Genomic DNA, 21,995 nt, shown 5'->3' with positions numbered 1-21,995 from the left:
CTTTTTTGAAAGACGGTGTCGATCGGCTATCGGATGATCAGTCAACCGAGAAGCTGGTACCGCAGCCGCAGGAGGCGGTCGCATTCGGGTTGCGGATGGTGAAATGGCTGCCCATCAGCGCATCCTTGTAATCGAGTTCGGCGCCGGCCAAAAATTCCAGACTCGCCGGATCGACCAGAACGACTGCTCCGTCGCGCTCGATAACGACATCATCATCGGCCCGCTGCCCATCCAGAGCAAACTGATACTGGAAACCGCTGCATCCTCCTGCCAGCACGGAAACGCGCAGGGCCTGCCCCTGTGCAACTTCGGCAATGCGTGCGGCGGCAGAGGCCGATACTCCGAACCCTGCTGCCGAGCCGGAGGAAGAAATGTCAGGAGAGGTTTCGAATGCGTCCATCCCATGAAAATAAGCGAAGAAACCCGGACTGCAAGACGCTTTTCATCGGCTCTGCATTGATCGGGTGCTGGTGCGGTGGCTGGTGGCAGTGCTAGTCCCTTGACTCATGAACGAAACTGGACCGGATCACCCATTCTCGGCCATTCAACCCTGTGCAGCGGACTGGCTTTATCCGCCGGAAAGCCGCGCTTTCCAGCGCAGCGGCCTTGCGCCATGGGCGGTACGGCTGGAAACCGCACGGGGCAGGCTCTACCCCGAGCCGGAAAGCCAGATGCGCAGCCCCTGGCAACGTGATCGGGACCGGATCATCCACAGCGCCGCCTTTCGCAAGCTGCAATACAAGACGCAGGTTTTCGTCAATCATGAGGGTGATTTCTTTCGTACCCGGCTGACCCACAGTCTGGAGGTAGCGCAGATTGCCCGTTCCATGGCCCGTGCTCTGGATGTCGATGAAGATTTGGCGGAAACGCTGGCTCTGGCCCATGACCTCGGCCACCCCCCTTTCGGCCATGCCGGCGAGGACGCTTTGCAGGTCGGAATGAAGCCGTTCGGTGGCTTCGATCACAATGCGCAGTCGTTGCGGGTTGTGACGAGGCTGGAAAACCGCTACGCGCCCTTTGATGGGCTGAACCTGACATGGGAAACGCTGGAAGGTCTGGCCAAGCATAACGGTCCGCTGCATCGGCCTCCGCCTTATGTCGCGGAATATAACGCGCTGTATGATCTTGAACTGGATAGCTATGCCTCGGTCGAGGCGCAGATTGCCGCCATGTCGGATGATATAGCCTATCACTCCCATGATCTGGACGATGGTATTCGTGCCCAGTTGTTCGGGTTCGATGACATCGCCCATCTGCCGGTGGTGGGGGAGGCATTGGAGGCTGCCAGAAAGACCAGTCTGGATGTGCCGCCGCCCCGTCTGCGGCATGAGACGATCCGGCGTGTGATCGATACGTTGGTACGGGATATGATCACGGAAACACGTGGCCGGATTGCTCAGCTCAATCCAGCTAGTGCCAGTGATATCCGCCGCGCCAGTGAGGCCGTAGTTGCCTTCAGCCCCCGCATGGCGGAAGCCAACAGGGTCATCAAGGACTTCCTGTTTGCCCGTATGTATCGTCACTGGCGAGTCAATCGCATGACCGTCAAGGCGCGCAGGGTTACGGCTGATCTGTTCCGCATCTTGCATGACGACCCGACCCTGTTACCCGGCGAATGGCGGGTGCGGGGAGGCGGCTCCACCGGCTCAGAGCGGGCAGCCCGCACGGTCTGTGATTATATCGCCGGTATGACCGATCGTTTCGCCGCTGAAGAACATCGGCGCTTGACGGACCTGTCCGTTCCCGGCTGAGACAGCCACCATACAATATTGCTGCCCAAACGTACACTGATCGAGACACCCAATTCCATGGCCGATGACATCTACGCCCTGATCCGCACCCATGTTCTGGAAGCTTTGGCCCGCGTTGTGCCCGATCTTCCCGCGGAACTGACGGCACGGGTGGAGGTCACGCCCACCCGCGATCCTCTGCATGGCGATATGGCGACCAATGCGGCGATGATCGCGGCAAAACCTGCTGGAAAACCGCCCCGTGTTCTGGCGGAGGCCCTGTCGGCTGAATTGGCCGGGATTACGGAAATCGAGCGTGCCGAACCGGCGGGCCCGGGCTTCGTCAACATGCATCTGCGTGCCGAAGCGTGGCGGATGCGAATTCCGGCCATTCTGGAGGCTGGTATCCGTTATGGTGACGGGAGTGCCGGATACGGAAAGCGTGTCAACATCGAATACGTATCCGCCAACCCGACCGGCCCGATGCATATCGGTCATTGCCGTGGTGCCGTGGTGGGGGATGCTCTTGCCAATCTGATGGGCAAGGCGGGCTACACGGTGACGAAGGAATATTACATCAACGATGCAGGCGCCCAGGTGATCGCACTGGCATGGGCAGCTTACTGGCGTTACCTGCAGGCGCTTGGCACGGCCCTGACCGAGGATGAGTATGCGGCACAGGTTCCATGCGGGCTGCAATATCGCGGCGATTATCTGGTTCCGGTCGGGGAGGAACTCGCCAAGATTCATGGCGATACGCTGGCCGGTCCCGGCACCACCGTGGCTGACCCTGCATTGTGGCTGAATACCGTGCGGGAATTCACCGTGGCGCAAATGATGACGTCGATCCGCGAGGATCTGGATCTGCTCGGCGTTCACCCCGATGTGTTTTCCTCTGAGCTTGCTTTGTTGCAGTCTGGTGCTGCGGATGCCGCGATCGAGCGGTTGCAGCAGGACGGGCTGATCTATGAGGGTGTACTGGAGCCGCCGAAAGGCAAGACCCCGGATGACTGGGAGCCGCGCGAACAGACCTTGTTCCGCTCGACCTCCTTCGGCGATGACGTTGATCGTCCGCTGAGAAAATCAGACGGCACCAACACATATTTTGCCAATGACATCGCCTATCACGCCGACAAGGCCGCCCGTGCGGATATCGTGGTAGACGTGCTGGGGGCCGATCATGGCGGTTATGTGCCGCGTGTGAAGGCGGCCATGCGCGCCATTGCCCCGCAGGCGATCTATGAGGCCGTGCTGTGCCAGATTGTCCATGTGGTTCGGGACGGACAGCCCGTGCGGATGAGCAAACGCGCAGGAACCTATGTCACGCTGCGTGATCTGCTGGAGGAAGTGGGCCGTGATGCCGTACGCTTCACCATGCTGACCCGCAAAAGCGATGCGCAGATGGAGTTCGATCTGGATCAGGCTCTGGCCCAGACGCGGGAAAACCCGGTTTTCTATGTGCAATACGCGCATGCACGCTGCTGCTCGGTTCTGCGCATGGCGGCGGAGCAGGGGCTGACCACGCAACCGGAGGCATTGCGCCATGCCGCGCTCGACAGCCTGACCTCCGATGCCGAACTGACCCTGATCCGCCGTCTGGCCGGGTGGCCACGGATTGTCGAGGCCGCCGCACAGGCCAGAGAGCCTCATAGAATTGCGTTTTTTCTCTATGAGTTGGCGGGCGATTTTCATATGCTCTGGAACAAGGGCCGGGACGATGCAACCTTGCGCTTTATCCAGCAGGACCGTACCACAGAGACAACGGCACGGCTTGCTTTGGTCGAGGCTGCCGCCATCGTCATCCGGTCGGGGCTGGCCGTCATGGGCGTGGCACCGGTGAATGAAATGCGCTGAGGGGAGTTTCCTCCGCAGCGTGCGGCGAATGAACGGAACAGGCGACGATGCCGGATCATACCCCCAACGAAAGTCCAGATCCTCGCGGTCTGGCGTCTGATCGGCCAAGAGTTCGGCAAGCGCCGCGTTTTGATCCAAACCACGTCTATAGCGATGATGGTGAGGCCATGGGCGGTCCGGAGGGTTTCCGTATGCCCCGGATCGACCTTCAGCGGGAGGATCTACGCACCCGCCCGACTGACGATCTGCTGCCGGGGGTGGAGGAAGAAACCGCCTACCGCTCCAGCCGCCGTGTAACCGGTGGCGGAGGGCTTGATCCCGCCACGCGCAAGCTGGTGATGGCGGCAGGCGCTATCGGTGTGGCGCTGGTCGGTTTCATCGGCCTGTGGTCGCTGGTGCAAGGTACGGGTGGGCCGGTTCCGGTGATCGAGGCCGATAACCGTCCATTGCGCGTAAAGCCAGCCAATCCCGGCGGTATGCAGATATCCGGTGCCGATGATGCCATTTTGTCTGGTGCGAGTGATGATGCACCGGAATCTCTGGCCCCCAAGCCGGAAGCCCCCATGCCGGGCCGTCTGGCTCCGCCTGCTGCACCGCAGCCTTTGCCTCCTGTCAGTGGTTCCGAAACGACTGAGGAGCCCGTCATACAGGGTTCTGCGTCACCCGGTGCCAAAGCAACGGCAGACTCGCCTGCTGTAACGGGCAAGGCCACGGAACAAAAATTATCGGCCTCCCCCAAACCGCCGGTCACCACCGAAGATGCGGATGATGAAACGCCATCTGCCCCGCCATCTGCGGCGCCATCAAAAACGGCTCCGCAGGCCGACGCCAAACTTGCTCCGTCCGTCACGCCTGCTTCAAACGGTCATGTCACGGTGCAGCTGGCCGCGCTGAACAGCGAGGATGCGGCGCATAGTGAATGGAACCGCTTGTCCCGCCGTATGCCGGATCTGCTGGGACATCGCCAGCCGAGCATCAGTAAGACCGAGCATGATGGTAAAACCTACTGGCGTCTCCGTACCGGAGGCTTTGCCGACGTTGCAGCAGCAAAATCATTCTGTGCTGAAGTCAGGGCCAAAGGTGGCGGCTGCTCGGTCGCCACTTTCTGAGGCAGGGATATGAAAGCTGCGATCATCGGCCTGTCCGGCCTGAGTCTCACGCCGGCTGAGGAAGCCATGCTGCACACGCAGCGTCCCGCCGGTGTCATCCTGTTTCGTCGCAATATCAGCGATCCTGCCCAGCTGAAGGCCCTGACGGCAAGGCTGCGTTCCATTCTGCCTTCGGAGGCAGCCTTGCTGGTGGATCAGGAAGGTGGGCGTGTGGCGCGGCTGCGGCCTCCTCACTGGCGATCCCATCCGCCTGCTGCTGTCATTGGCCGTCTATATGAAGCAGATAAGGAAGCCGGGTTGCGTGCCGCCTGGTTGACCGGGGCACTGATCGGGCTGGACTGTGCGGGAGTGGGGTTCGATGCGGTCTGTGCCCCGGTGCTCGATCTGCTGGTGCCGGGCGCCCATGACATTGTGGGGGATCGCGCTTACGGCACCGATCCCGGCACGGTCACGCTGTTGGGCGGGGCGGTAATGGAAGGGCTGCTGGCGGCTGGCATGCGCCCTGTGATGAAGCATGTGCCGGGTCATGGCCGCGCGCATGCTGATAGTCATCTGGAATTGCCGGTCGTTCCTGATGAACTTCCTGCGGAATTGGAGCCTTTCACCTGCAATGCCGCGCGTTTTGTGGGCCTCCCCGTCTGGGCGATGACAGCGCATATTCTCTATGAAGCGTGGGACCGGCTCCGCCCGGCCACATTATCTCCCGTGGTGATCGGGCAGATCATCCGGCAACGCATCGGTTTTAATGGTCTGCTGGTTTCCGATGATATCGCCATGAAGGCACTGAGTGGTGATCCTGTTTCTCTCACCCGTCAGACACTGGCAGCCGGATGTGACGTGGTACTGCATTGCACCGGCGTGAAGGCGGAGACACAGGCGGTTCTGGAAGGCTGTCCGTCCCTGACGGATCAGGCTCATGCCCTGCTGGCTGCCCGGCCTGTTGCTTCCATCAGCATCGCGGATGGGGAGTCTCTGGCACAGGAAAGAGAGCGACTGGGCTTGCTGGAAGATGGTATCCGCGCCAAAGACCCGACTGAAGGCCATCACCCGGCCTGATTTCAGCCGGACGGATTACACCCAATGCTATCGCATCTTCTACTCTCGCTGATCCCGGCGGTTTTTGCCATCACACTGCACGAAGCCGCGCACGGGTTTGCAGCCTTTGCGCTGGGTGACCCCACGGCGCGGGAGCAGGGCAGGTTATCACTCAACCCGTTGCGGCATATCGATCCGATGGGCAGCATCGTCATTCCTGGTCTTATGGTGCTCGGGCAGTTGATTGCAACCGGTCATCCGGGGTTCATTTTCGGCTGGGCGAAGCCTGTGCCGGTCAATGTGATGCGGTTCCGTCACCCGTTACAGGGGATGGGGGTGGTTGCGGCGGCAGGGCCGGGGATGAATTTCTTGCTGGCATGGCTGGGCGGGCTGGGGCTGCACTTGCTGCCGTTGATGCCGGCGCAGGCCAGTCAGTGGGTGATGGATGGGCTGTTCGATTTCATCCTGTTTAATCTTGCGCTTGGTCTGTTCAACCTGATCCCGATCCCTCCGCTAGATGGTAGCCGGATCGTCGCCGCCGTGTTGCCGGCACGGGTGGCGATGCACTGGGTCAGACTTGATCGCTACGGCGTTCTGCCGGTCCTCATGATCGTAATGCTGCTGCCATGGCTGGGGCATCATCTGGGAATGGACCTTGATCCGGTTCGGTGGCTGATGGACCGGATGCTGCGGCCTGCGGTTGGCCTCGTCCTGCGTCTGGCGGGCCATGATGATGGCTGAGATGCCGGAACCGCAGGATGGCGCGCTGCTGCTGCGGCTGGAGGGGTTCGAGGGGCCGCTCGATCTGCTGCTGGAACTGGCACGCGGGCAGAAAGTCGATCTGGCAACGATCTCGATCCTGTCTCTGGTCGAGCAGTTTCTGGCCGTGGTCGAAGGCGCACGTGTGGTCCGGCTGGAACTGGCAGCCGATTGGCTGGTCATGGCGGCCTGGCTGACCTGGCTGAAATCCCGCCTTCTTCTTCCAGCGTCTCCTGCCGAGGCGGAGGAAGGCGAGTTGGCGGGAGAGGCTCTGGCCGAGCGTCTGGCCCATCTGCAAGCCATGCAGCGGCTGGCAGCCTGGCTGGCAGGCCGTCCGCAGGTCGGACAGGAGGTGTTCATCCGTGGCACCCCGGAGAATTTTACAGACTATGATCGCTCCCGGCTGAAACTGGATGTGGCCGGGTTGGTGGGTGCCTATCTCTCGGCAAGGCGCCGTGGCGGCAGGCGGCGTATTTACCGGCCTAAACCGGTGTCCTTCTGGAGTGTCAAGGATGCGCTGGGTCGTTTGGAAAAGCTGGTGGGAAGCCTGCCGGACTGGACCAGTCTGGAGCAATTTATACCCCAGGAGCTGCTGAGTCCGCTGGAACGAAAGGCCGCTCTGGCCAGCACCTTGATTGCCGGGCTGGAAATGGCGCGCCATGGCACAGTACGCCTGCGGCAGGAGGCGCCGTTCGGGCCGATCCTCTTGCGTGGCGATGGGCAAATGGCTGAAGACACTCCGGAAGAGGCGGAAAGCAACCAGTCATGAACGATGAGTTGGAGCATTATCTCAGGCTTGCGGAAGCTGTGATCTTCGCCAGTGCCGGCCCGGTTTCCGTCACCGCGCTGGCCCATGCCTTGCCGGTCGGGGCTGATGCGGAGATGATCCTGCCATTACTGCGTCAGCGTTATACAGGGCGAGGGATTGAGCTGCACGAAATCGCCGGGGGATGGCAGTTCCGCACGGCGCCGGATCTTGCCAATGCTCTGCGTCGGGTAGTGGAGGTGCCAAGGCGGTTGCCCCGTGTTGCGATGGAAACGCTGGCTGTCATTGCTTATCATCAGCCTGTCACACGGGGCGAGGTCGAGGAAATCCGTGGTGCCACGCTCAGCCAGTCCACGCTGGATACATTGCTGGAAGCCGGGCTGATCACTCCGCGTGGGCGCAAGGAAGTGCCGGGACGGCCCAGCCTGTGGGGTACTACACCACGCTTTTTGGAGCAGTTCGGTCTGGCATCCCTGACCGATCTGCCGAAGCGGGAGGAATTGCTGACCGATGGTGCCGGACAGGAAAGACTATCGCCCCATCCAGGCATTTTCTCTGATGCAGAGTCCGAGATGATGCCTGAGGATGAAGAAAACTCTGTAGAGAGTACGCCTATAGAAATCCGGGTGGAAGGATCACCGGGCGATGTTTGATTTTGCATGGTCCGAGATCGCCGTGATCGGCGTTGTCGCGCTGGTGGTCATTGGCCCGAAGGATATTCCGGGCGCCATGCGTGGTGTCGCACGTATGGTCCGCAAGGCGCGTTCCATGGCTGCCGAGTTTCAGGGGCAGATGGATCAGATGATGAAGGAAGCCGATCTCGGTGAGGTGCGGGAGACCTTCAACGATCTGCGTGGCGTTAATCTCCGTCAGCAATTGAGCCGCACGCTGGACCCGGATGGGTCGATGCGCTCCACCTTTGATAACAATCCGATGGCACCATCGCCTGCTCCGATGATTATGGGTGGTGATGAGGCCCATATGGTCGAGGAACGGCCATTCCATTCCTTGTCGGCCATGGATAAGAGTCATATGGCATCGGAATGGACGATGGAGAAAACCGTTTCTTCGGAAACCGCCCGTCGTGCAGCGACGGCGCCGGCTTTTATTCCGCCGGGGGAGGCATTCCGTTCCGCCCGCCGCGCTCCCGCCTTCATCCCGCCTGCCGATCAGGGGTAAGGGTTGAACAACGTATGGCTCCGCAGACCGGCTCCGGTTATGTCCGTGAGTGTGATGATATTCTGTAGTGAAAGTTGAAGTCTGGTGGCAGCGCACACACAAGACGACATGATTGATGACAAGCCGATGCCGTTACTGGAGCATCTGCTGGAACTGCGTCGCAGGCTGCTCTGGTCTGTGGCGGCATTCGGGCTGTGTTTCGCGCTGTGCTACTGGTTTTCCGACACGATTTATTTCTGGTTGGCCAAGCCGCTGGCGGATGCGCTCAAGGATCGGGGGGTGGCCAATCCACGCTTTATCTATACGGCCCTGACCGAGGGTTTTTTCACCTACATGAAGGTTGGTATTTTCGGTGCCGCCTTCCTGTCTTTTCCGATCATCGCGTCACAGGTCTGGATGTTTGTCGCACCCGGCCTGTATCGCAGGGAGAAAAGGGCTTTTCTGCCCTTTCTGATTGCGACACCGGTGCTGTTCGTCATGGGGGCGTCGCTGGCTTATTTCGCCATTTTCCCGGCAGCATGGCGGTTTTTTCTGCATTTTTCCACACCAGATGGTGGGGGTGGCATCCCGATCGAGTTGCAGCCGAAAATCGGGGAATATCTGACGCTGGTGATGAAGCTGATCCTCGCTTTTGGCATCGCATTCCAGTTACCGGTCGGGCTGTCCCTGCTGGCAAGGGTCGGCTTGGTCAGCGCGCAGTCTCTGGTCGCCAAGCGCCGCTATGCAATTGTTGCTATGTTCGCAATTGCGGCAGTGCTGGCACCGCCCGATGCCATTACCATGATCGGCCTCGCCTTGCCTCTGGTGGCACTCTATGAGGTGTCGATCATTGCTGCGCGCATTGTCGCCCCGAAACGAGCCACATCGGAGAATGATGAAGGCGGGGATTAACGGCGGGACAGGCTCTCCGCTATAAGCACGGATACCCGGATTTTATTCAGTGATGCCGGACCGGGAGCAGGCCAGAAAGCTATCCGGACCGGAACGACCATTTGGAGGCAAGATGCACGATATTCGCGCTTTACGAGCCGATCCCGCCGCTTTCGATGCGGCGTTGGGCCGCCGTGGCCTGCCTGCCTCCGCATCCAGCCTGCTGGCGCTGGATGCCGATCGCCGCGTAGCCCAGACCCGGTTGCAGGAATATCAGGCGCGCCGCAACGCATTGGCCAAAGAGATCGGACAGGGCAAGCGCCAGGGGATTGATACTTCCATGCTGGAGGCGACCGCTGTCGCCCTGCGTGATGAGATGGAGGCGCTGGAGGCACGGAGCGCATCGCTGGATGCGGAGCAGAAAAGCCTGCTGGAGCGTCTTCCCAATAGCCTGGATGCCGAAGTTCCCACTGGCCCCGATGAGAGTGCCAACGTCATTCTGAAACAGGTCGGTGAGCCGATTTCCTTCCCGTTCCCCGCACGCCAGCATTTCGAACTGGGCGAGACGCTGGGCATGATGCTGTTCGATGCCGCGGCAAAACTTTCAGGCGCACGTTTTGTCGTGCTGCGCGGTGCTCTGGCAAGGCTGGAACGGGCTCTGGGCCAGTATATGCTCGATCTGCACAGCACGGAGCATGGCTTTACCGAAATGCAGGTACCGGCTCTGGTGAATGACGCAACGGCATACGGCACCGGCCAGCTTCCGAAATTCACCGAGGATCTGTTCCGCACCACCGATGGGCGCTGGCTGATTCCGACCGCCGAGGTGCCTCTGACCAATCTTGTGGCAGACAGTGTGGTTGATGAAGCCAGCCTGCCAATGCGCATGACCGCACTGACTGACTGCTTCCGTAGTGAGGCAGGCAGCGCAGGACGGGACACACGTGGCATGCTGCGTCAACACCAGTTCCATAAAGTCGAAATGGTTTGCATCACCCGGCCGGAGGACAGCGATGCCGAGCATGAGCGTATGACGCGCTGTGCCGAGACGGTGCTGGAAAATCTCGGCCTTGCATATCGGCGTGTTTTTTTATGCTCGGGCGATACCGGTTTCTCGGCAGCACGGACCTATGATCTGGAGGTCTGGTTGCCGGGGCAGCAAGCATGGCGGGAAATCAGCTCCTGCTCCAACTGCCGCGATTTTCAGGCGCGCCGCATGAACGCCCGTTATCGTGGTGCGGATGGGAAGGTGGCGGGGGTTCCGCATACGCTCAATGGTTCCGGTGTGGCCGTCGGCCGTGCCCTGATCGCTGTGATGGAGACCTGTCAGCGCGAGGATGGCAGCATTGATGTGCCTGCCGTTCTGCGTCCCTATATGGGCGGGCTGGAACGTATTTCCGCGTGAGGATATCGTCATGAGCAGTGTAGTACGGTCAGGACGTATCAGCGTTCCGGCACTGCGCGCCCGTAAGGGCGGCACGCCGATCGTGGCCCTGACCGCCTATACTGCGCCGATGGCCGGGCATCTTGATCCGCATGTCGATGTGCTGCTGGTGGGTGACAGTCTCGGCATGGTGATTTATGGGTTTGAGACGACCCTGCCGGTGACGCTGGATATGATGATTGCCCATGCCGCGGCGGTGGTGCGCGGGTCCAGCCGGGCCTGTGTCATTGTTGATCTGCCATGGGGGACATATCGGGAAAGTCCCGAGCAGGCTTACCGTAACGCCGCACGACTTCTGGCCGAAACGGGGGCAGGGGCCGTCAAGCTGGAAGGGGGACAGGAGATGGCGGAGACCATCGCTTTCCTCACAGCCAGGGGCATTCCGGTTTGCGGTCATGTCGGGTTGATGCCGCAGGATACACTGATGGAAGGTGGTTATCGTGCCACCGGTCGCACAGAGGACAGTGCGGCCCGTGTTCTGGCTGACGGCATGGCTGTGGCGGAAGCAGGGGCATTCATGATCGTTCTGGAAGGCACGCTGGAACCGGTTGCCGCCGGAATCACACGCTCGGTTGCGGTTCCCATCATCGGGATCGGGGCCTCGCCACATTGCGACGGTCAGGTTCTGGTGACCGATGACATGCTGGGGTTATATGGTTCGTTCCAGCCTCGTTTCGTGAAACGCTATGCCGAGTTGGCGATGACAGTGGCGGAGGCAGCTGCCTGTTATGCGGATGATGTACGCACACGGCGCTTCCCGGCGATGGAGCATTGTTATACTCTGTCACGATAGCGATCTTGTGTAAGCAAAGAACTATCATTCCCTGGCCATGCAAAATGGCCTTTTTGACTCTCATCATTCAGAGTGTATTTTTCTTGCATCATAATAGGCATGAAATTGCAATAATATTGCCTAAGTAATTTTTTTATTCCACACTCCTGAGCCGGTCAGATATGGCAAGGAGAGAGTGTGTGGTGAACGAAAGCTCTACGGACTATCAAGCCTCCATATCAGAAAAACCCAGACCTTTTTTCCAGTATGACGGAAAAACAGGTGAGCTTTATAAAATTTTTCTGATCAATCTTCTTTTGAGTATCGTAACACTCGGTATTTACCGATTCTGGGCTATTTCCAGAATGAGGCGCTACCTATGGTCGCGTTGTCGTTTTCAAGAGACTCGTTTTACTTACACCGGAACAGGAGGCGAGTTATTTTTAGGTTTTTTGAAAGTGCTGGGTCTGCTGATCCTGCTGATTGCGGCGACAGGGGCTGCGGCTTATGGCCTTGCTAAGCTCAGCCCTTCTCTTGTTCCTGTTCCAATCATCGCTGCCTATATTTTCGTCGTGCTGCTGGCTGTCGGTGCGCCCTATGCGGCTCAGCGATATCGTCTGAGCCGAACAGAATGGAATGGCATTCGTGGCGGAATGACCGGGTCTCTTTTCACCTACGCATTTTACGCACTGCTTTATGGTGTGCTCACAATTTTGACTCTCTATCAGTTGGCACCATGGGCGGCTGTTCGACTGACGGAATACCGAATCAATAACAGCCAGTTCGGCAGTGAAAACCTGTCATTTTATGGGCGCGCAGGACGGCTTTATCTAGCCTTTCTGGCCACATTCCTGATCATGGTTGTTCTGTTTTTCAGTATCGCTCTGCTGACATGGTATGTACTGGCGGTTACGTTCGGCGCTGATCCTTGGGTATTTAGCGATAACGGGCGTTCACTCGTGACGCTGTTCAAGGCGCTGCCACATTTCGAGCCGGAGATTGCGCTTGTCGGAGTTGGGACGCTGTTTATTTATCTTATTCTGGCAACGCTTATTTCCTGCTGGTATATTGCTCTTTTTATTCGCCATGTCATTGGTAATACCACCTATGCATCGTTTCGCTTTTTCAGCACTGTTACCGGGCTGAAACTGCTGGGACAATTGACCGGAAATTTTCTGATCACCTTGTTTACGCTTGGCTTGGGGCTGCCATTTGTTATTCAGCGGAACATGCGGTTTCTGGAGCGCCATACTTTGGTAATAGGCAATCCGCTTCCAGCCGAGTGGTTGCACCAGAATACACAGTCGCTACCCGCGACTGGCGAAGGCCTTTTGAATGTCTTCGACGGAGGCAGCGGATTCTGATCACTTCCCAGCCAGACAATGGTATCGCGCCACGTTCTTATCCTGCGCGATACCATGACGGCAGCACGGCGGAGACGCATCACGTCTCCGTTCATGTGCAGGGATCAGGATTGATTGTAGAGCGGTCTCGTCATCCGGCAGTGGTATGGAAATTACGGACGATCAGATATAGCGAGCCAACGCCGGAAAACGATGTCATCCTGTTCCGGCGGGGATATGCTGACCGGCTGATTCTCAATGATCCTGACAGTCTGGGGCATTTGGGAATACGCTTCAAAAGCACGAAGCATGTGTGGTGCTATATAACCACAGGTATCGTTGCGTGTGTTCTCGGCTCATTTATTCTGATCGAGCGTGCGCCCGAATGGATTGTACCCTTCATCCCGGACCATACCGAGCAATGGCTTGGTCAGCAGGTTGCGGAAAGCATCATCGCTAAAAAACGTGTCTGCACCGGGAAGGCCGGGCTGCATACACTGCGTGTACTGGAGCAGAAAATTGCTCATGCAGCCGGGATCAATGGTTCTATTCATCTGGATGTTATTGATGATCCGCAAGTCAATGCCTTTACGATTCCGGGGCGACGTATTGTGTTATTGTGTGGTCTGATTGAAGCCAGCCGCGATTCCGATGAAGTGGCCGGTGTCATGGCGCACGAAACCGGTCATGTATTTTATCATGATCCCATGCAGCTTTTGGTGCGGCTTGTTGGTTTAGGTGTATTGGAGACAGTTATAACAGGCGGAAGCTGGTCCCTGTCCGCCGATTTGGCTACGCAAATGCTGGGGCTTCATTACAATCGCAGGCAGGAGGAGCGGGCCGATAAAGCGGCAATACGGTTTCTCGATAAAGCCGGGTTGCGCTCCGATGGTCTCGCTCATTTCTTTGAAACTTTGGAGAAACGGGAGGAGCACTCTCTTTCCGTTGAATTCCTCTCCGACCATCCGGCGACGATTGTACGACGTCATGCCAATCCGGGCAGTTCCTCAGGTGCGTCTGCCATGAGTGACAAGGACTGGCAGGCGGTGCGGCGGGTCTGCGATGAAAAGACGTCGTCCACAACAGACAATGATGACGATGAGTAATCCGGCGGCGTTTACCGCAGCGCATCCTGGGTGATGACCACGCCCAGCCGCCCGGCCAGATCCTGAATGAACTGCCAGGCGACACGACCTGAACGTGCACCCCGTGTGACAGCCCATTCCAGCGCATCTTCATGCAGTGTCTGCATCTCGACCGGCAGGCTCAGCCTGGCGGCATACTGATCCACCATGCGCAGGAACGTATCCTGATCGGCATTATGAAAGCCCAGCCATAATCCGAAACGATCGGAGAGTGATACTTTTTCTTCCGTTGCCTCGGAGGCGTGAATGGCGGTCGACCGCTCATTTTCGATCATGTCTCGTGGCATGAGATGACGGCGATTGCTGGTCGCATAGAACAGAATGTTGGCCGGTCTTCCTTCAATGCCGCCATCCAGAACCGATTTCAGCGCCTTGTAATCGGCATCTTCTTTTTCAAAAGAAAGATCATCACAGAAAATCAGGCACTGTCTCGGGTTGCCGATAGCGGGATGACGCAGCAGACGCAGAAGGGTCGGCAGGGTCGCAATGTCTTCCCGGGCGATTTCGATCAGGGCAAGACTACCGGGGTGCTGGTGATTGGCTTCTGCATGAGCCGCTTTGACGAGGGAGGATTTGCCCATCCCCCGTGCACCCCACAGCATGGCGTTATTGGCTGGCAGCCCTCTGGAGAAACGCAGCGTGTTATCCAGCAGGATCTGTTGCTGTCGTTCCACGCCCTGCAGCAGGCCGATTGACACATATGCGACGGCTGGAACCGGCAGGAGATAATTTTCCGCAGGCTCCCATACGAAAGCGTCCGCATCCCGCAAGGAAGGGAGCCGGGGCGGGGGCGGAGCCATACGCTCCAGAGCTTCGACAATGCGGTGCAGGTTGGCGGAATCCTGTGGGCTGAAAGATGTCATCATCAATCCCTCTGAAGACACAGGCTGTATATCACCGGATTTCGGGTGTAGGGTGAAGCCCGCTGCAGCGGTCAGGCATAGCGGCGCTGTGAGAAAGCGGCCTTGAAGCGAGCGGGAGCAGAATTTATGGTGCGGCACCGGCCGGTTGCGGTTCAGGCCGTGTCTTTACCTGCCTTTGCCCCATCATCAAGGTATATATGATGTTTCCAAACTTGATCACCCCGGCCTTCGCCCAGTCTGTCGGAGGCGTCGGCACCACCGAGATGATGCAGTATCTGCCGCTACTGCTAGTATTTGGCGTGTTCTATTTTTTGCTCATTCGCCCTCAGCAGCAGCAGGCAAAGAAGTTGAAAGCCATTCTTGCCGGCCTTAAGCGCGGCGATCAGGTTGTAACATCGGGCGGTATTGTCGGACGTGTGGTCAAGGCCACCGATGGTACTCCTGAAATCGAGGTCGAGATTGCGCCGAATGTCAAAGTGATTGTGCTGCGCGATACTATCGCCAGCGTCGTCAATCCACAGGCGGCTAATGATACGAAACCTGCTTCCAAGGCTGGCTGATTGATGACAGACGGATAATCCCGTCACTATCAGTGTCGGATCAAATAAGACGGTCACGCCCGCCAAGCTGGATGTGACCGTCTTTTGTGTTTTCAGGCCGTGGTGCTGGGCACTCCCAGCACTGGATCAGCCGGAAGCGGGGCTGTAGGCAAGGGTGCTTCATAGGCCATGCGGTTCCAGGCATCCAGCGCAGCGATCTTGTAGGCTTCTGCAAGGGTCGGATAATTGAACGTGTTGTCGATGAAGTAATCCAGCGTGCCATGCAGGTTCAGCACGGCCTGCCCGATATGGATCAGCTCCGTCGCACCTTCCCCTACGATATGTACACCCAGCAGGCGGCGGGTTTTGAGGGAGAAGATCATCTTCATGAGGCCGTTGGAAAGGCCCATGATATGCCCGCGGGAGGTCTCCCTGAAGCGGGCAATCCCGCATTCATAAGGAATATGCCGTTCCTTGACCTGTTCCTCGGTCAATCCGACCGTGGACATTTCCGGCACGGAATAGATGCCGTAGGGGAAATAGTCCGGAGCAGGCGGTGAGGGCGCATCGAAAGCATGACAGGCGGCAATGCGCCCCTGCTCCATGGAGGTGGAGGCAAGGCTGGGGAAACCGATAATGTCACCGGCTGCATAAATACCAGGAATGGATGTTTCCATTGTCTGTGGATTGACGCTCAGACGTCCACGCTTGTCCGGGACCAGCCCGATGGTTTCCAGTCCCAGTCCTTCGACGGCGCCACTTCGACCGGCTGCATAGAGCACCATGTCGGAGGGGAGACGCCTGCCGCCTTCGAGAAGCGTGACCGGATGATCGTTTTCGAAGGCAATCCCTTCGACTGCCGAGCCGAGGCGGATCGTCATGCCGGAATCACGGAGTTGATGCAGAAAGTCATCCACCAATTCGCTGTCGATGAAATCCAGGATTGTCTTACGAGGCTCAACCAGCGTGACCTTGATATCCAGCGCATGGAAAATCGTTGCGTATTCAACGCCGATGACGCCAGCTCCGATAACCGTCAGACTGCGAGGCAGGGTAGGGATAGAGATGATTTCGTCGCTATCGAGAACCGTCCTTCCATCGAATGGAATATTGTCAGGCCGATGCGGTACGGTGCCGACTGCAATAAGAATGCGGGCCGCCCGGGCTACAAAGCTTATGTCCGGGGCGGTTGTTATCTCGACATGCTCCCGGTCCAGAAAGTGTGCCACGCCATGGATGGTACGGACGCGGTTGCGAGAGAATTGGTGCTCCAGCACATCCACCTCATGCGACAGTGTGATGTGCAGACGGTTCATCAGGTCATCGGCTTCGATATCCTTTTTGACCCGATAGGCACGACCGTAAAATCCCCGTTCCCTCCAGCCGGACAGATTGAGAACAGTTTCCCTCAGGGTTTTGGAGGGGATCGTGCCGGTATGGACCGAAACCCCACCTACTTTTTGGCCTCGCTCTACCACCAGCACGGTATGGCCGAGCTTGGCAGCCTGAATGGCCGCTCTGCGCCCGGCGGGGCCGCTGCCAATGACGATCAGATCGTAAATCTGATCGGTCGAAAGGGTGTCTGAATTATCGAGACTCACCATACGAAGAATGTCCCGCCTTTTTGATAAAAGTGTTGCCTGATCCGGAGTGTATTCTTTCCAGTTTTCTGCCAGCAGGGGAACCGACTGGCACAAGGTTTAAAAAATTATTCAGAATCAAGCTTGTGGAGCCGATTCTCTCACTTTAGTGATAGTATCCGTTTGTAGACACGGGCGTTTCGCGATGATGGCTGGCTCCCACGTGGCGCTTGGCGCGGCAGCGTGGCTGATCGTCGCGCCGAAGCTGGGTCTTCCCCCCGCCGATGCGACGGGGTTGGCGCTGGCTGTGGTTGGTGCGTTGTTGCCGGATGTGGATCACCCGAAATCATGGGTTGGCCAGCGTCTGGGTGGTCTGTCGATCGCGTTGAGCAAGGCTTTCGGCCATCGTGGCGTGACCCATTCCCTGCTGGCAATCATCGCTTGCGGCTGGGCTATGCAGCATTCGCGGCTTTCCCGGACCATCATTGATCCTTTGGTAACCGGGTATCTGTCGCATCTGGCGGCTGATCTGCTCACTCCTGCCGGATTGCGGCTGGGTTGGCCGCTGAAAGGCACCTGGGCCTTGCCGCTCTGTCGCACCGGGTCGGCATTTGAGCCGCTGATCGTGGCGCTTGCGCTCTGGGGGGCTGGATCGGCCACCGGGGTCAGCCCCGCCAGCAGTCTGGTCGGGTTGAGGCAGACGGCCTGTATTGTGCTGCCGAAAGATTTCTTTCCTTTCTGTGCATCCGGACATGCTCATGGCAGTCGGGCGGTGACGGCTGACCGGGTGCATCACGGTTCAGCAGGCCGGCAGAGTATCTGAGCTTTTTGTTCGTCAAGGGTGAGCCATGCTTTCGACCCAGCGTGTCATGGCGGATCGCTCTTCCTCGGTCATATGGGTGGCATTACCCAGCGGCATGGTTTTCAGCACAGAGGCTTGCTGCTGAATGCGCAACGCGTTGGCCATGATGGCATCGGCCGTATCAAGCGCCAGACCAGACGGAGCACTTTCCATCAATGTGGGATGAGCGGAGTGGCATGGCGTGCAGCGGTTCTGCACAATGGTCATAATCCGGGAAAACGAGGGGGCGGTAGCCCTGTTTTCTGCGGTAGTATGGAGGGGATACGGTGCTCTCCATACAATCAACGCTGCCATGATAACCGTGGCGGAGACAGGCAACGCCCAGACGCGCCGCCCTTCGTGCCAAGCGACGAAAAACTGTCTTGTCAGCGCACCGGCCAGCATGATGGCACAGAGCATGATCCACCGGTCATGATCCGCGAAGGTGAAAGCGTAGTGATTGCTGATCATCGTAAAAACGACCGGCAAGGTAAAATAGGTATTGTGAACCGATCTCTGCCGCCCTCTGCGTCCCGGTTCGGGATCAGGTGTTTCTCCGCGCATCATGGCGGTAACCATGGTTTTCTGGCCGGGGATAATCACCATCAGCACATTGGCCGTCATAATGGTGGCGAGCATTGCTCCGATGATCAGGAAAGCGGCGCGGCCTGAGAAAAGATGGGTTCCTACCCAGGAGGCACCGATGACGAACAGCCCCACTGCTATGGAAAGAGCGACATCACGCGCACCCAGCAAACGGCACAAACCGTCGTAGATACCCCATCCCACGATCAGAAATCCGATCGCCAGCACCGATGCACCATAAGGCGGCAGCGCCATCACATCGGGATCAACCAGATATAACCCCGGTTGGGCCAGATAGAGCGCGCTGAGCAGCGCGAAACCGCTCAGCCAGGTGGCGTAGGCTTTCCATTTTGACCAGTGCAGCTCCTGCGGCAGATCAGGCGGCGCAATGCGATAGCGTTGCATATGGTAGAATCCGCCACCATGCACAGCCCATTGCTCTCCAGCCACGCCACGTGATGCCGCATCGGCAGGAGGGGGCCGCAGACCACGATCCAGCATCACGAAATAGAACGACTCACCGATCCACGCGATGCCGGCCACTACATGAAACCAGCGTAAAAGCAGTTCCAGCCAGCTGCCGAAATAAGAAAAAAGCAGGTTCATCGCTCAACTGCCCCGATAGGTGGTGTATCCCCATGGGGAGACCAGCAGCGGCACATGATAATGCGCGGACGGGTCAGAAAGCCCGACCGCCAGACGCACGGTCTCCAGAAATGGCGGATCCGGCAGGGAGGAATCCTGGGCAGCGAAATAGGCTCCTACATCGAAAGCAAGTTCATAGCGTCCGGCAATCAGGGCTGCTCCCTGCAACAGCGGCGCGTCACAGCGACCATCGCTGTTGGTGATTGTCATGATCAGGGGGTCAGGCTCTCCCTGGCGATAAAGCCGCACCTGAATCCCCGCGGCAGGCACGCCCCGCGCCGTATCGAGAACATGCGTGGTAAGTTGTCCCATTCAGATGCCTTTGCCTGCTGGTGATGGACGGCTTTAATGATGTCTTGTCATGGGCTGCCAGATTGGTCGCCAGATGGGTCGCCAGCATCGCAGGCTGGCGGATGCTCTGCCAAGAGAGGGAATGATGCATCATGGATGGAAACCGTCAGCCCTGCTGGCCGTTCAGCAGAAATATGCCACGGGAAGAATTTATGGCGATGCTGGAAGGAATTTACGAAAGCTCGCCATGGGTTGCCGAACATGCTTGGCGGACAAAGCCTTTTGGGGATATCCAAAGCCTGCATACAGCACTGGCGCAGGCTGTGGACAGCGCTGATCCGCCATTACAGCTTTCCCTGATCCACGCCCATCCGGAACTGGCGCCTGACAGGGCAATGCAGTTGACCCCTGAATCACGTTACGAACAGCACGCGGCCGGACTTGATGAGTGCGACGATGCGCGCCGGCATAGTCTGATGACACTTAACCGGGCCTATCGTGAACGCTTCGGTTATCCCTTTATCATCGCGGTGAGGGGGCATGGTCCCGACAGCATTATCGCCGCGATGAAAGCGCGTCTGAGCAGGACCGAGAGGGAGGAAAGGCAGGAGGCGCTGGATCAGATTAATCAGATCGCATGGTTCAGGCTGAATGACAGATTCGGTCATTCCGCCAGCCGTGATTAACCGATGGAATGATTTCGCACGATTGTCACAAGGTGCCGTTCATTCTTGTGTTTTAAGGATTTTGCCACTAGGCTGACTGGTAAAGGATGGTGGGCGCGACAGGGATTGAACCTGTGACCCCCGCCGTGTGAAGGCGATGCTCTCCCGCTGAGCTACGCGCCCATCCGATGGGCGCGTTCTATGACGGAATACGGATGGTGGCAAGCCCTCCTTTCAGGAGATTTGACGGACAAAGGTTTTTTTCCGAGCGGTATCTTTCAGTTCAGGGTCGCTGAAATTGTGGCAGCCGTATTTTCACAGATCACGGAGAATGGGGCAGAATCATGGAACCGGTTCATAAATCAGGGGCTGCCGTAAACGGGGTATGCCTCGCAACTGTGATCATTGCGGGATACTGCGTTCTGGCAGGTCATGGGATGGCCCAGACGAAAGCCGGTCAGGCAGGACCGCAGGAAGTATCCCATAATCTGTCACCCGATATATCTCCCTCGATATCTCCCTCTGGGGTCCAGTTGGCTCATATGCCGGTTCGCTTGCCCGACCATATCGAGGCCGACGAGCCATCTGCCAACACAGCCGTCATTGCCACCTACCATGCCTATGCCAGAGGGCTGCACGTTGCGGATGTGACCGTACGGGTGGTCTGGAATGACACGCATTATCACGTATTGCTGGAATCCAGGACGGCGGGAATCCTGCAATGGATACGCTCCACCTGGTCGATCACGGAGGCCGCGGGAGACTGGCAGGATGGCTCCCCTGTGCCATCCCTGTTTCTCAGCACCGGTTCCGTTAACGGACGGCAGAGCGTGACAGAGGTTCTCTATCGCAAGGGACAGCCGAGCGGAATCAGGCTGGGGCCTGAGGAGGCAGTCCATAAGATTTCCACGTTCCCGTTCAAGAATATCGCGCTGGACAGTCTCAGCGCGATGGTCGCCTTGACGCATCATGCGGCTTTGTCCGGGGGCTGTGCTGGAACCGCCACTATTTTCGATGGCCGGCGTATGGCAACAATTCATTCTACACTGAGCGGTAAAGATCAGCTGCTTTCCCCTGTCAGCGATGAAGTAAAACCGGTTCAGACCATGCGGTGCGATATCGTGGGGCAGAAACAGGCCGTAGAGGGGGCGGGTAGTCCCGCATCCAGACCATGGCATGCAACGGCATGGCTGGGACCGGCAGGGCCAGCCCAGGTCTTTCCTATCCGCATGCGCTTTGATGATGTGAAGTCGCGCTGGATGGGGAGCATCACTTTCTACCTGGACAGCATCAGCACGCTGCCGGATTAGGAAGCTGGTATAAGGCTTTCAAGTAGATCAGGCAGGTCGGAAAACCGTTCAGCAATCGCCGTGGCGGCTGCCCCCATTGCATCGGTGCCGTAACCCCACCGCGCCCAGACGGAGGGGATGGGAATCGAACCTGCAGCATCAATATCGTTGCTATGATCCCCCACCATGATTGCCCCTTCCGGTGTCATCCCCGCCAGCGCAAGGGTGGAAAGCAGATGGCCCGGATCAGGCTTGCGGACCGGAAAACTGTCTCCCGCGCCCACGACCGCAAAAAAAGACGCTATTTCAAAATTTTCCAGAATGATCTGCGCTGGAACGGCTGGCTTGTTCGTACAAACCAGCAAGGTCCAGCCTCGGTTTTTCAGTTCGGCCAACGTATCCGGAACATCGGGATACAAACGGGAATGGCTGGTCGCATGGTCGGCATAGGCCGCCATGAAATCCTGCATCATGGTTTCGGTCAGGGTGGCCCCCCTTCCATTTGCGGCGCGCGTTAGCAAAGCACGGGCACCATCGCCCACCATTGGCCCAACCTCCGCCTGTGTATAGGACGGCAGCCCGGCCCGTTGTAGCGTGCCATTCAGAACACTGGTGATGTCAGGCAACGAATCGACCAGTGTTCCATCAAGATCCAGCAGTACCGTGCGCATGTCGCATTCCGTAATCTGAA

Annotated in this window: 23 protein-coding genes and 1 tRNA gene; 17 read left to right on the top strand and 7 right to left on the bottom strand. The window is 58.2% G+C overall.

What is annotated here, in order from left to right; translation table 11 throughout:
- Positions 1–37: 37 nt before the first annotated feature.
- A complete protein-coding gene (gene erpA, locus GbCGDNIH6_RS06440; protein ID WP_072563266.1) occupies positions 38–400 on the bottom strand; it encodes an iron-sulfur cluster insertion protein ErpA in 363 nt (120 codons plus the stop codon).
- A gap of 106 nt (positions 401–506) precedes the next feature.
- Between erpA and GbCGDNIH6_RS06435 the strand changes: the two genes are divergently transcribed.
- The 13 genes from GbCGDNIH6_RS06435 (at position 507) to GbCGDNIH6_RS06375 (ending at position 13,967) form a co-directional block, all read left to right on the top strand.
- Complete coding sequence (locus GbCGDNIH6_RS06435) at positions 507–1,751, top strand: deoxyguanosinetriphosphate triphosphohydrolase (RefSeq protein ID WP_095413394.1); 1,245 nt, start codon at positions 507–509, stop codon at positions 1,749–1,751.
- Positions 1,752–1,808: 57 nt separating this feature from the next.
- Positions 1,809–3,584: an arginine--tRNA ligase gene (argS, locus tag GbCGDNIH6_RS06430; protein ID WP_072564414.1), complete on the top strand. Its 1,776-nt coding sequence runs from the start codon at positions 1,809–1,811 to the stop codon at positions 3,582–3,584.
- A gap of 47 nt (positions 3,585–3,631) precedes the next feature.
- Entirely contained in the window at positions 3,632–4,693 is a 1,062-nt protein-coding gene (locus GbCGDNIH6_RS06425; protein ID WP_072563265.1) for an SPOR domain-containing protein, read from the top strand.
- Between the two features lie 9 nt (positions 4,694–4,702).
- Positions 4,703–5,749 (top strand): beta-N-acetylhexosaminidase, encoded by a 1,047-nt coding sequence (gene nagZ, locus GbCGDNIH6_RS06420; RefSeq protein ID WP_072563264.1) that lies wholly within the window; start codon positions 4,703–4,705, stop codon positions 5,747–5,749.
- Positions 5,750–5,773: 24 nt separating this feature from the next.
- Complete coding sequence (locus GbCGDNIH6_RS06415; protein ID WP_072563263.1) at positions 5,774–6,469, top strand: site-2 protease family protein; 696 nt, start codon at positions 5,774–5,776, stop codon at positions 6,467–6,469.
- A 1-nt stretch (position 6,470) separates the two neighbouring features.
- The gene (locus GbCGDNIH6_RS06410) at positions 6,471–7,256 is read left to right on the top strand and encodes a segregation and condensation protein A (protein WP_095413440.1); all 786 of its coding nucleotides are present in this window, start codon (positions 6,471–6,473) and stop codon (positions 7,254–7,256) included.
- Complete coding sequence (gene scpB, locus GbCGDNIH6_RS06405) at positions 7,253–7,906, top strand: SMC-Scp complex subunit ScpB (RefSeq protein ID WP_072563261.1); 654 nt, start codon at positions 7,253–7,255, stop codon at positions 7,904–7,906. Before GbCGDNIH6_RS06410 ends, scpB begins: the two co-directional genes overlap by 4 nt.
- Positions 7,899–8,432, top strand: a complete 534-nt coding sequence (gene tatB, locus GbCGDNIH6_RS06400; protein ID WP_072563260.1) for a Sec-independent protein translocase protein TatB — start codon at positions 7,899–7,901, stop codon at positions 8,430–8,432. Before scpB ends, tatB begins: the two co-directional genes overlap by 8 nt.
- 108 nt (positions 8,433–8,540) lie before the next feature.
- Positions 8,541–9,323 (top strand): twin-arginine translocase subunit TatC, encoded by a 783-nt coding sequence (gene tatC, locus GbCGDNIH6_RS06395; RefSeq protein WP_198355720.1) that lies wholly within the window; start codon positions 8,541–8,543, stop codon positions 9,321–9,323.
- Between the two features lie 112 nt (positions 9,324–9,435).
- Positions 9,436–10,707 carry a serine--tRNA ligase gene (gene serS, locus GbCGDNIH6_RS06390; RefSeq protein ID WP_072563259.1) on the top strand — a complete coding sequence of 424 codons (1,272 nt, stop codon included), beginning with the start codon at positions 9,436–9,438 and terminating at the stop codon, positions 10,705–10,707.
- Between the two features lie 10 nt (positions 10,708–10,717).
- Complete coding sequence (gene panB, locus GbCGDNIH6_RS06385; RefSeq protein ID WP_072563258.1) at positions 10,718–11,539, top strand: 3-methyl-2-oxobutanoate hydroxymethyltransferase; 822 nt, start codon at positions 10,718–10,720, stop codon at positions 11,537–11,539.
- Positions 11,540–11,721: 182 nt separating this feature from the next.
- Positions 11,722–12,882, top strand: a complete 1,161-nt coding sequence (locus GbCGDNIH6_RS06380) for a YjgN family protein (protein ID WP_198355719.1) — start codon at positions 11,722–11,724, stop codon at positions 12,880–12,882.
- Positions 12,801–13,967 (top strand): M48 family metallopeptidase, encoded by a 1,167-nt coding sequence (locus GbCGDNIH6_RS06375; protein ID WP_081369995.1) that lies wholly within the window; start codon positions 12,801–12,803, stop codon positions 13,965–13,967. The genes GbCGDNIH6_RS06380 and GbCGDNIH6_RS06375 overlap by 82 nt, the downstream gene beginning before the upstream one ends.
- A gap of 11 nt (positions 13,968–13,978) precedes the next feature.
- Here the strand turns inward: GbCGDNIH6_RS06375 and GbCGDNIH6_RS06370 are convergent, their stop codons facing one another.
- A complete protein-coding gene (locus tag GbCGDNIH6_RS06370; RefSeq protein ID WP_232449728.1) occupies positions 13,979–14,872 on the bottom strand; it encodes an ATP-binding protein in 894 nt (297 codons plus the stop codon).
- Positions 14,873–15,066: 194 nt separating this feature from the next.
- On the opposite strand from GbCGDNIH6_RS06370, the gene yajC reads away from it, so the two are divergent.
- Positions 15,067–15,429, top strand: a complete 363-nt coding sequence (yajC, locus tag GbCGDNIH6_RS06365; protein ID WP_072563255.1) for a preprotein translocase subunit YajC — start codon at positions 15,067–15,069, stop codon at positions 15,427–15,429.
- A 92-nt stretch (positions 15,430–15,521) separates the two neighbouring features.
- On the opposite strand, the gene sthA is transcribed toward yajC, so the two are convergent.
- A complete protein-coding gene (gene sthA / locus GbCGDNIH6_RS06360) occupies positions 15,522–17,012 on the bottom strand; it encodes a Si-specific NAD(P)(+) transhydrogenase (RefSeq protein ID WP_072563254.1) in 1,491 nt (496 codons plus the stop codon).
- Between the two features lie 181 nt (positions 17,013–17,193).
- Here sthA and GbCGDNIH6_RS06355 point away from each other — a divergent pair, with 181 nt between their 5' ends.
- Positions 17,194–17,811: a metal-dependent hydrolase gene (locus GbCGDNIH6_RS06355; RefSeq protein ID WP_232449727.1), complete on the top strand. Its 618-nt coding sequence runs from the start codon at positions 17,194–17,196 to the stop codon at positions 17,809–17,811.
- A gap of 12 nt (positions 17,812–17,823) precedes the next feature.
- On the opposite strand, the gene GbCGDNIH6_RS06350 is transcribed toward GbCGDNIH6_RS06355, so the two are convergent.
- Positions 17,824–19,020 (bottom strand): urate hydroxylase PuuD, encoded by a 1,197-nt coding sequence (locus GbCGDNIH6_RS06350; protein WP_072563252.1) that lies wholly within the window; start codon positions 19,018–19,020, stop codon positions 17,824–17,826.
- Between the two features lie 3 nt (positions 19,021–19,023).
- A complete protein-coding gene (gene uraH / locus GbCGDNIH6_RS06345; RefSeq protein WP_072563251.1) occupies positions 19,024–19,371 on the bottom strand; it encodes a hydroxyisourate hydrolase in 348 nt (115 codons plus the stop codon).
- A 131-nt stretch (positions 19,372–19,502) separates the two neighbouring features.
- Here uraH and uraD point away from each other — a divergent pair, with 131 nt between their 5' ends.
- Positions 19,503–20,036, top strand: a complete 534-nt coding sequence (gene uraD / locus GbCGDNIH6_RS06340) for a 2-oxo-4-hydroxy-4-carboxy-5-ureidoimidazoline decarboxylase (RefSeq protein ID WP_095413393.1) — start codon at positions 19,503–19,505, stop codon at positions 20,034–20,036.
- An 87-nt stretch (positions 20,037–20,123) separates the two neighbouring features.
- On the opposite strand, the gene GbCGDNIH6_RS06335 is transcribed toward uraD, so the two are convergent.
- A tRNA-Val gene (locus GbCGDNIH6_RS06335) sits at positions 20,124–20,198 on the bottom strand.
- Positions 20,199–20,452: 254 nt separating this feature from the next.
- Between GbCGDNIH6_RS06335 and GbCGDNIH6_RS06330 the strand changes: the two genes are divergently transcribed.
- Positions 20,453–21,325: a DUF3108 domain-containing protein gene (locus tag GbCGDNIH6_RS06330; protein ID WP_157692343.1), complete on the top strand. Its 873-nt coding sequence runs from the start codon at positions 20,453–20,455 to the stop codon at positions 21,323–21,325.
- Here GbCGDNIH6_RS06330 and GbCGDNIH6_RS06325 read toward each other — a convergent pair.
- Positions 21,322–21,975 carry an HAD-IA family hydrolase gene (locus GbCGDNIH6_RS06325; protein ID WP_072563249.1) on the bottom strand — a complete coding sequence of 218 codons (654 nt, stop codon included), beginning with the start codon at positions 21,973–21,975 and terminating at the stop codon, positions 21,322–21,324. The genes GbCGDNIH6_RS06330 and GbCGDNIH6_RS06325 overlap by 4 nt on opposite strands.
- Positions 21,976–21,995 lie beyond the last annotated feature (20 nt).

The organism is Granulibacter bethesdensis, assembly GCF_001889525.1.
GTDB classification, from domain to species: domain Bacteria; phylum Pseudomonadota; class Alphaproteobacteria; order Acetobacterales; family Acetobacteraceae; genus Granulibacter; species Granulibacter bethesdensis_C.
Note: the sequence above shows the minus strand (reverse complement) of the source record. Positions and strands in the feature narration are given on the sequence as shown.

Bases quoted from the DNA above. Each gene is read 5' to 3' on its own strand.
- serS (WP_072563259.1), top strand. From the start codon at position 9,436: ATGCACGATATTCGCGCTTTACGAGCCGATCCCGCCGCTTTCGATGCG.
- GbCGDNIH6_RS06370 (WP_232449728.1), bottom strand. From the start codon at position 14,872: ATGATGACATCTTTCAGCCCACAGGATTCCGCCAACCTGCACCGCATT.
- GbCGDNIH6_RS06415 (WP_072563263.1), top strand. From the start codon at position 5,774: ATGCTATCGCATCTTCTACTCTCGCTGATCCCGGCGGTTTTTGCCATC.
- yajC (WP_072563255.1), top strand. From the start codon at position 15,067: ATGATGTTTCCAAACTTGATCACCCCGGCCTTCGCCCAGTCTGTCGGA.
- nagZ (WP_072563264.1), top strand. From the start codon at position 4,703: ATGAAAGCTGCGATCATCGGCCTGTCCGGCCTGAGTCTCACGCCGGCT.
- sthA (WP_072563254.1), bottom strand. From the start codon at position 17,012: ATGGTGAGTCTCGATAATTCAGACACCCTTTCGACCGATCAGATTTAC.
- uraH (WP_072563251.1), bottom strand. From the start codon at position 19,371: ATGGGACAACTTACCACGCATGTTCTCGATACGGCGCGGGGCGTGCCT.
- GbCGDNIH6_RS06350 (WP_072563252.1), bottom strand. From the start codon at position 19,020: ATGAACCTGCTTTTTTCTTATTTCGGCAGCTGGCTGGAACTGCTTTTA.
- panB (WP_072563258.1), top strand. From the start codon at position 10,718: ATGAGCAGTGTAGTACGGTCAGGACGTATCAGCGTTCCGGCACTGCGC.
- uraD (WP_095413393.1), top strand. From the start codon at position 19,503: ATGGATGGAAACCGTCAGCCCTGCTGGCCGTTCAGCAGAAATATGCCA.
- GbCGDNIH6_RS06325 (WP_072563249.1), bottom strand. From the start codon at position 21,975: ATGCGCACGGTACTGCTGGATCTTGATGGAACACTGGTCGATTCGTTG.
- erpA (WP_072563266.1), bottom strand. From the start codon at position 400: ATGGACGCATTCGAAACCTCTCCTGACATTTCTTCCTCCGGCTCGGCA.
- argS (WP_072564414.1), top strand. From the start codon at position 1,809: ATGGCCGATGACATCTACGCCCTGATCCGCACCCATGTTCTGGAAGCT.
- GbCGDNIH6_RS06410 (WP_095413440.1), top strand. From the start codon at position 6,471: ATGCCGGAACCGCAGGATGGCGCGCTGCTGCTGCGGCTGGAGGGGTTC.
- GbCGDNIH6_RS06355 (WP_232449727.1), top strand. From the start codon at position 17,194: ATGATGGCTGGCTCCCACGTGGCGCTTGGCGCGGCAGCGTGGCTGATC.
- tatC (WP_198355720.1), top strand. From the start codon at position 8,541: ATGATTGATGACAAGCCGATGCCGTTACTGGAGCATCTGCTGGAACTG.
- GbCGDNIH6_RS06330 (WP_157692343.1), top strand. From the start codon at position 20,453: ATGGCCCAGACGAAAGCCGGTCAGGCAGGACCGCAGGAAGTATCCCAT.
- tatB (WP_072563260.1), top strand. From the start codon at position 7,899: ATGTTTGATTTTGCATGGTCCGAGATCGCCGTGATCGGCGTTGTCGCG.
- scpB (WP_072563261.1), top strand. From the start codon at position 7,253: ATGAACGATGAGTTGGAGCATTATCTCAGGCTTGCGGAAGCTGTGATC.
- GbCGDNIH6_RS06425 (WP_072563265.1), top strand. From the start codon at position 3,632: ATGCCGGATCATACCCCCAACGAAAGTCCAGATCCTCGCGGTCTGGCG.
- GbCGDNIH6_RS06435 (WP_095413394.1), top strand. From the start codon at position 507: ATGAACGAAACTGGACCGGATCACCCATTCTCGGCCATTCAACCCTGT.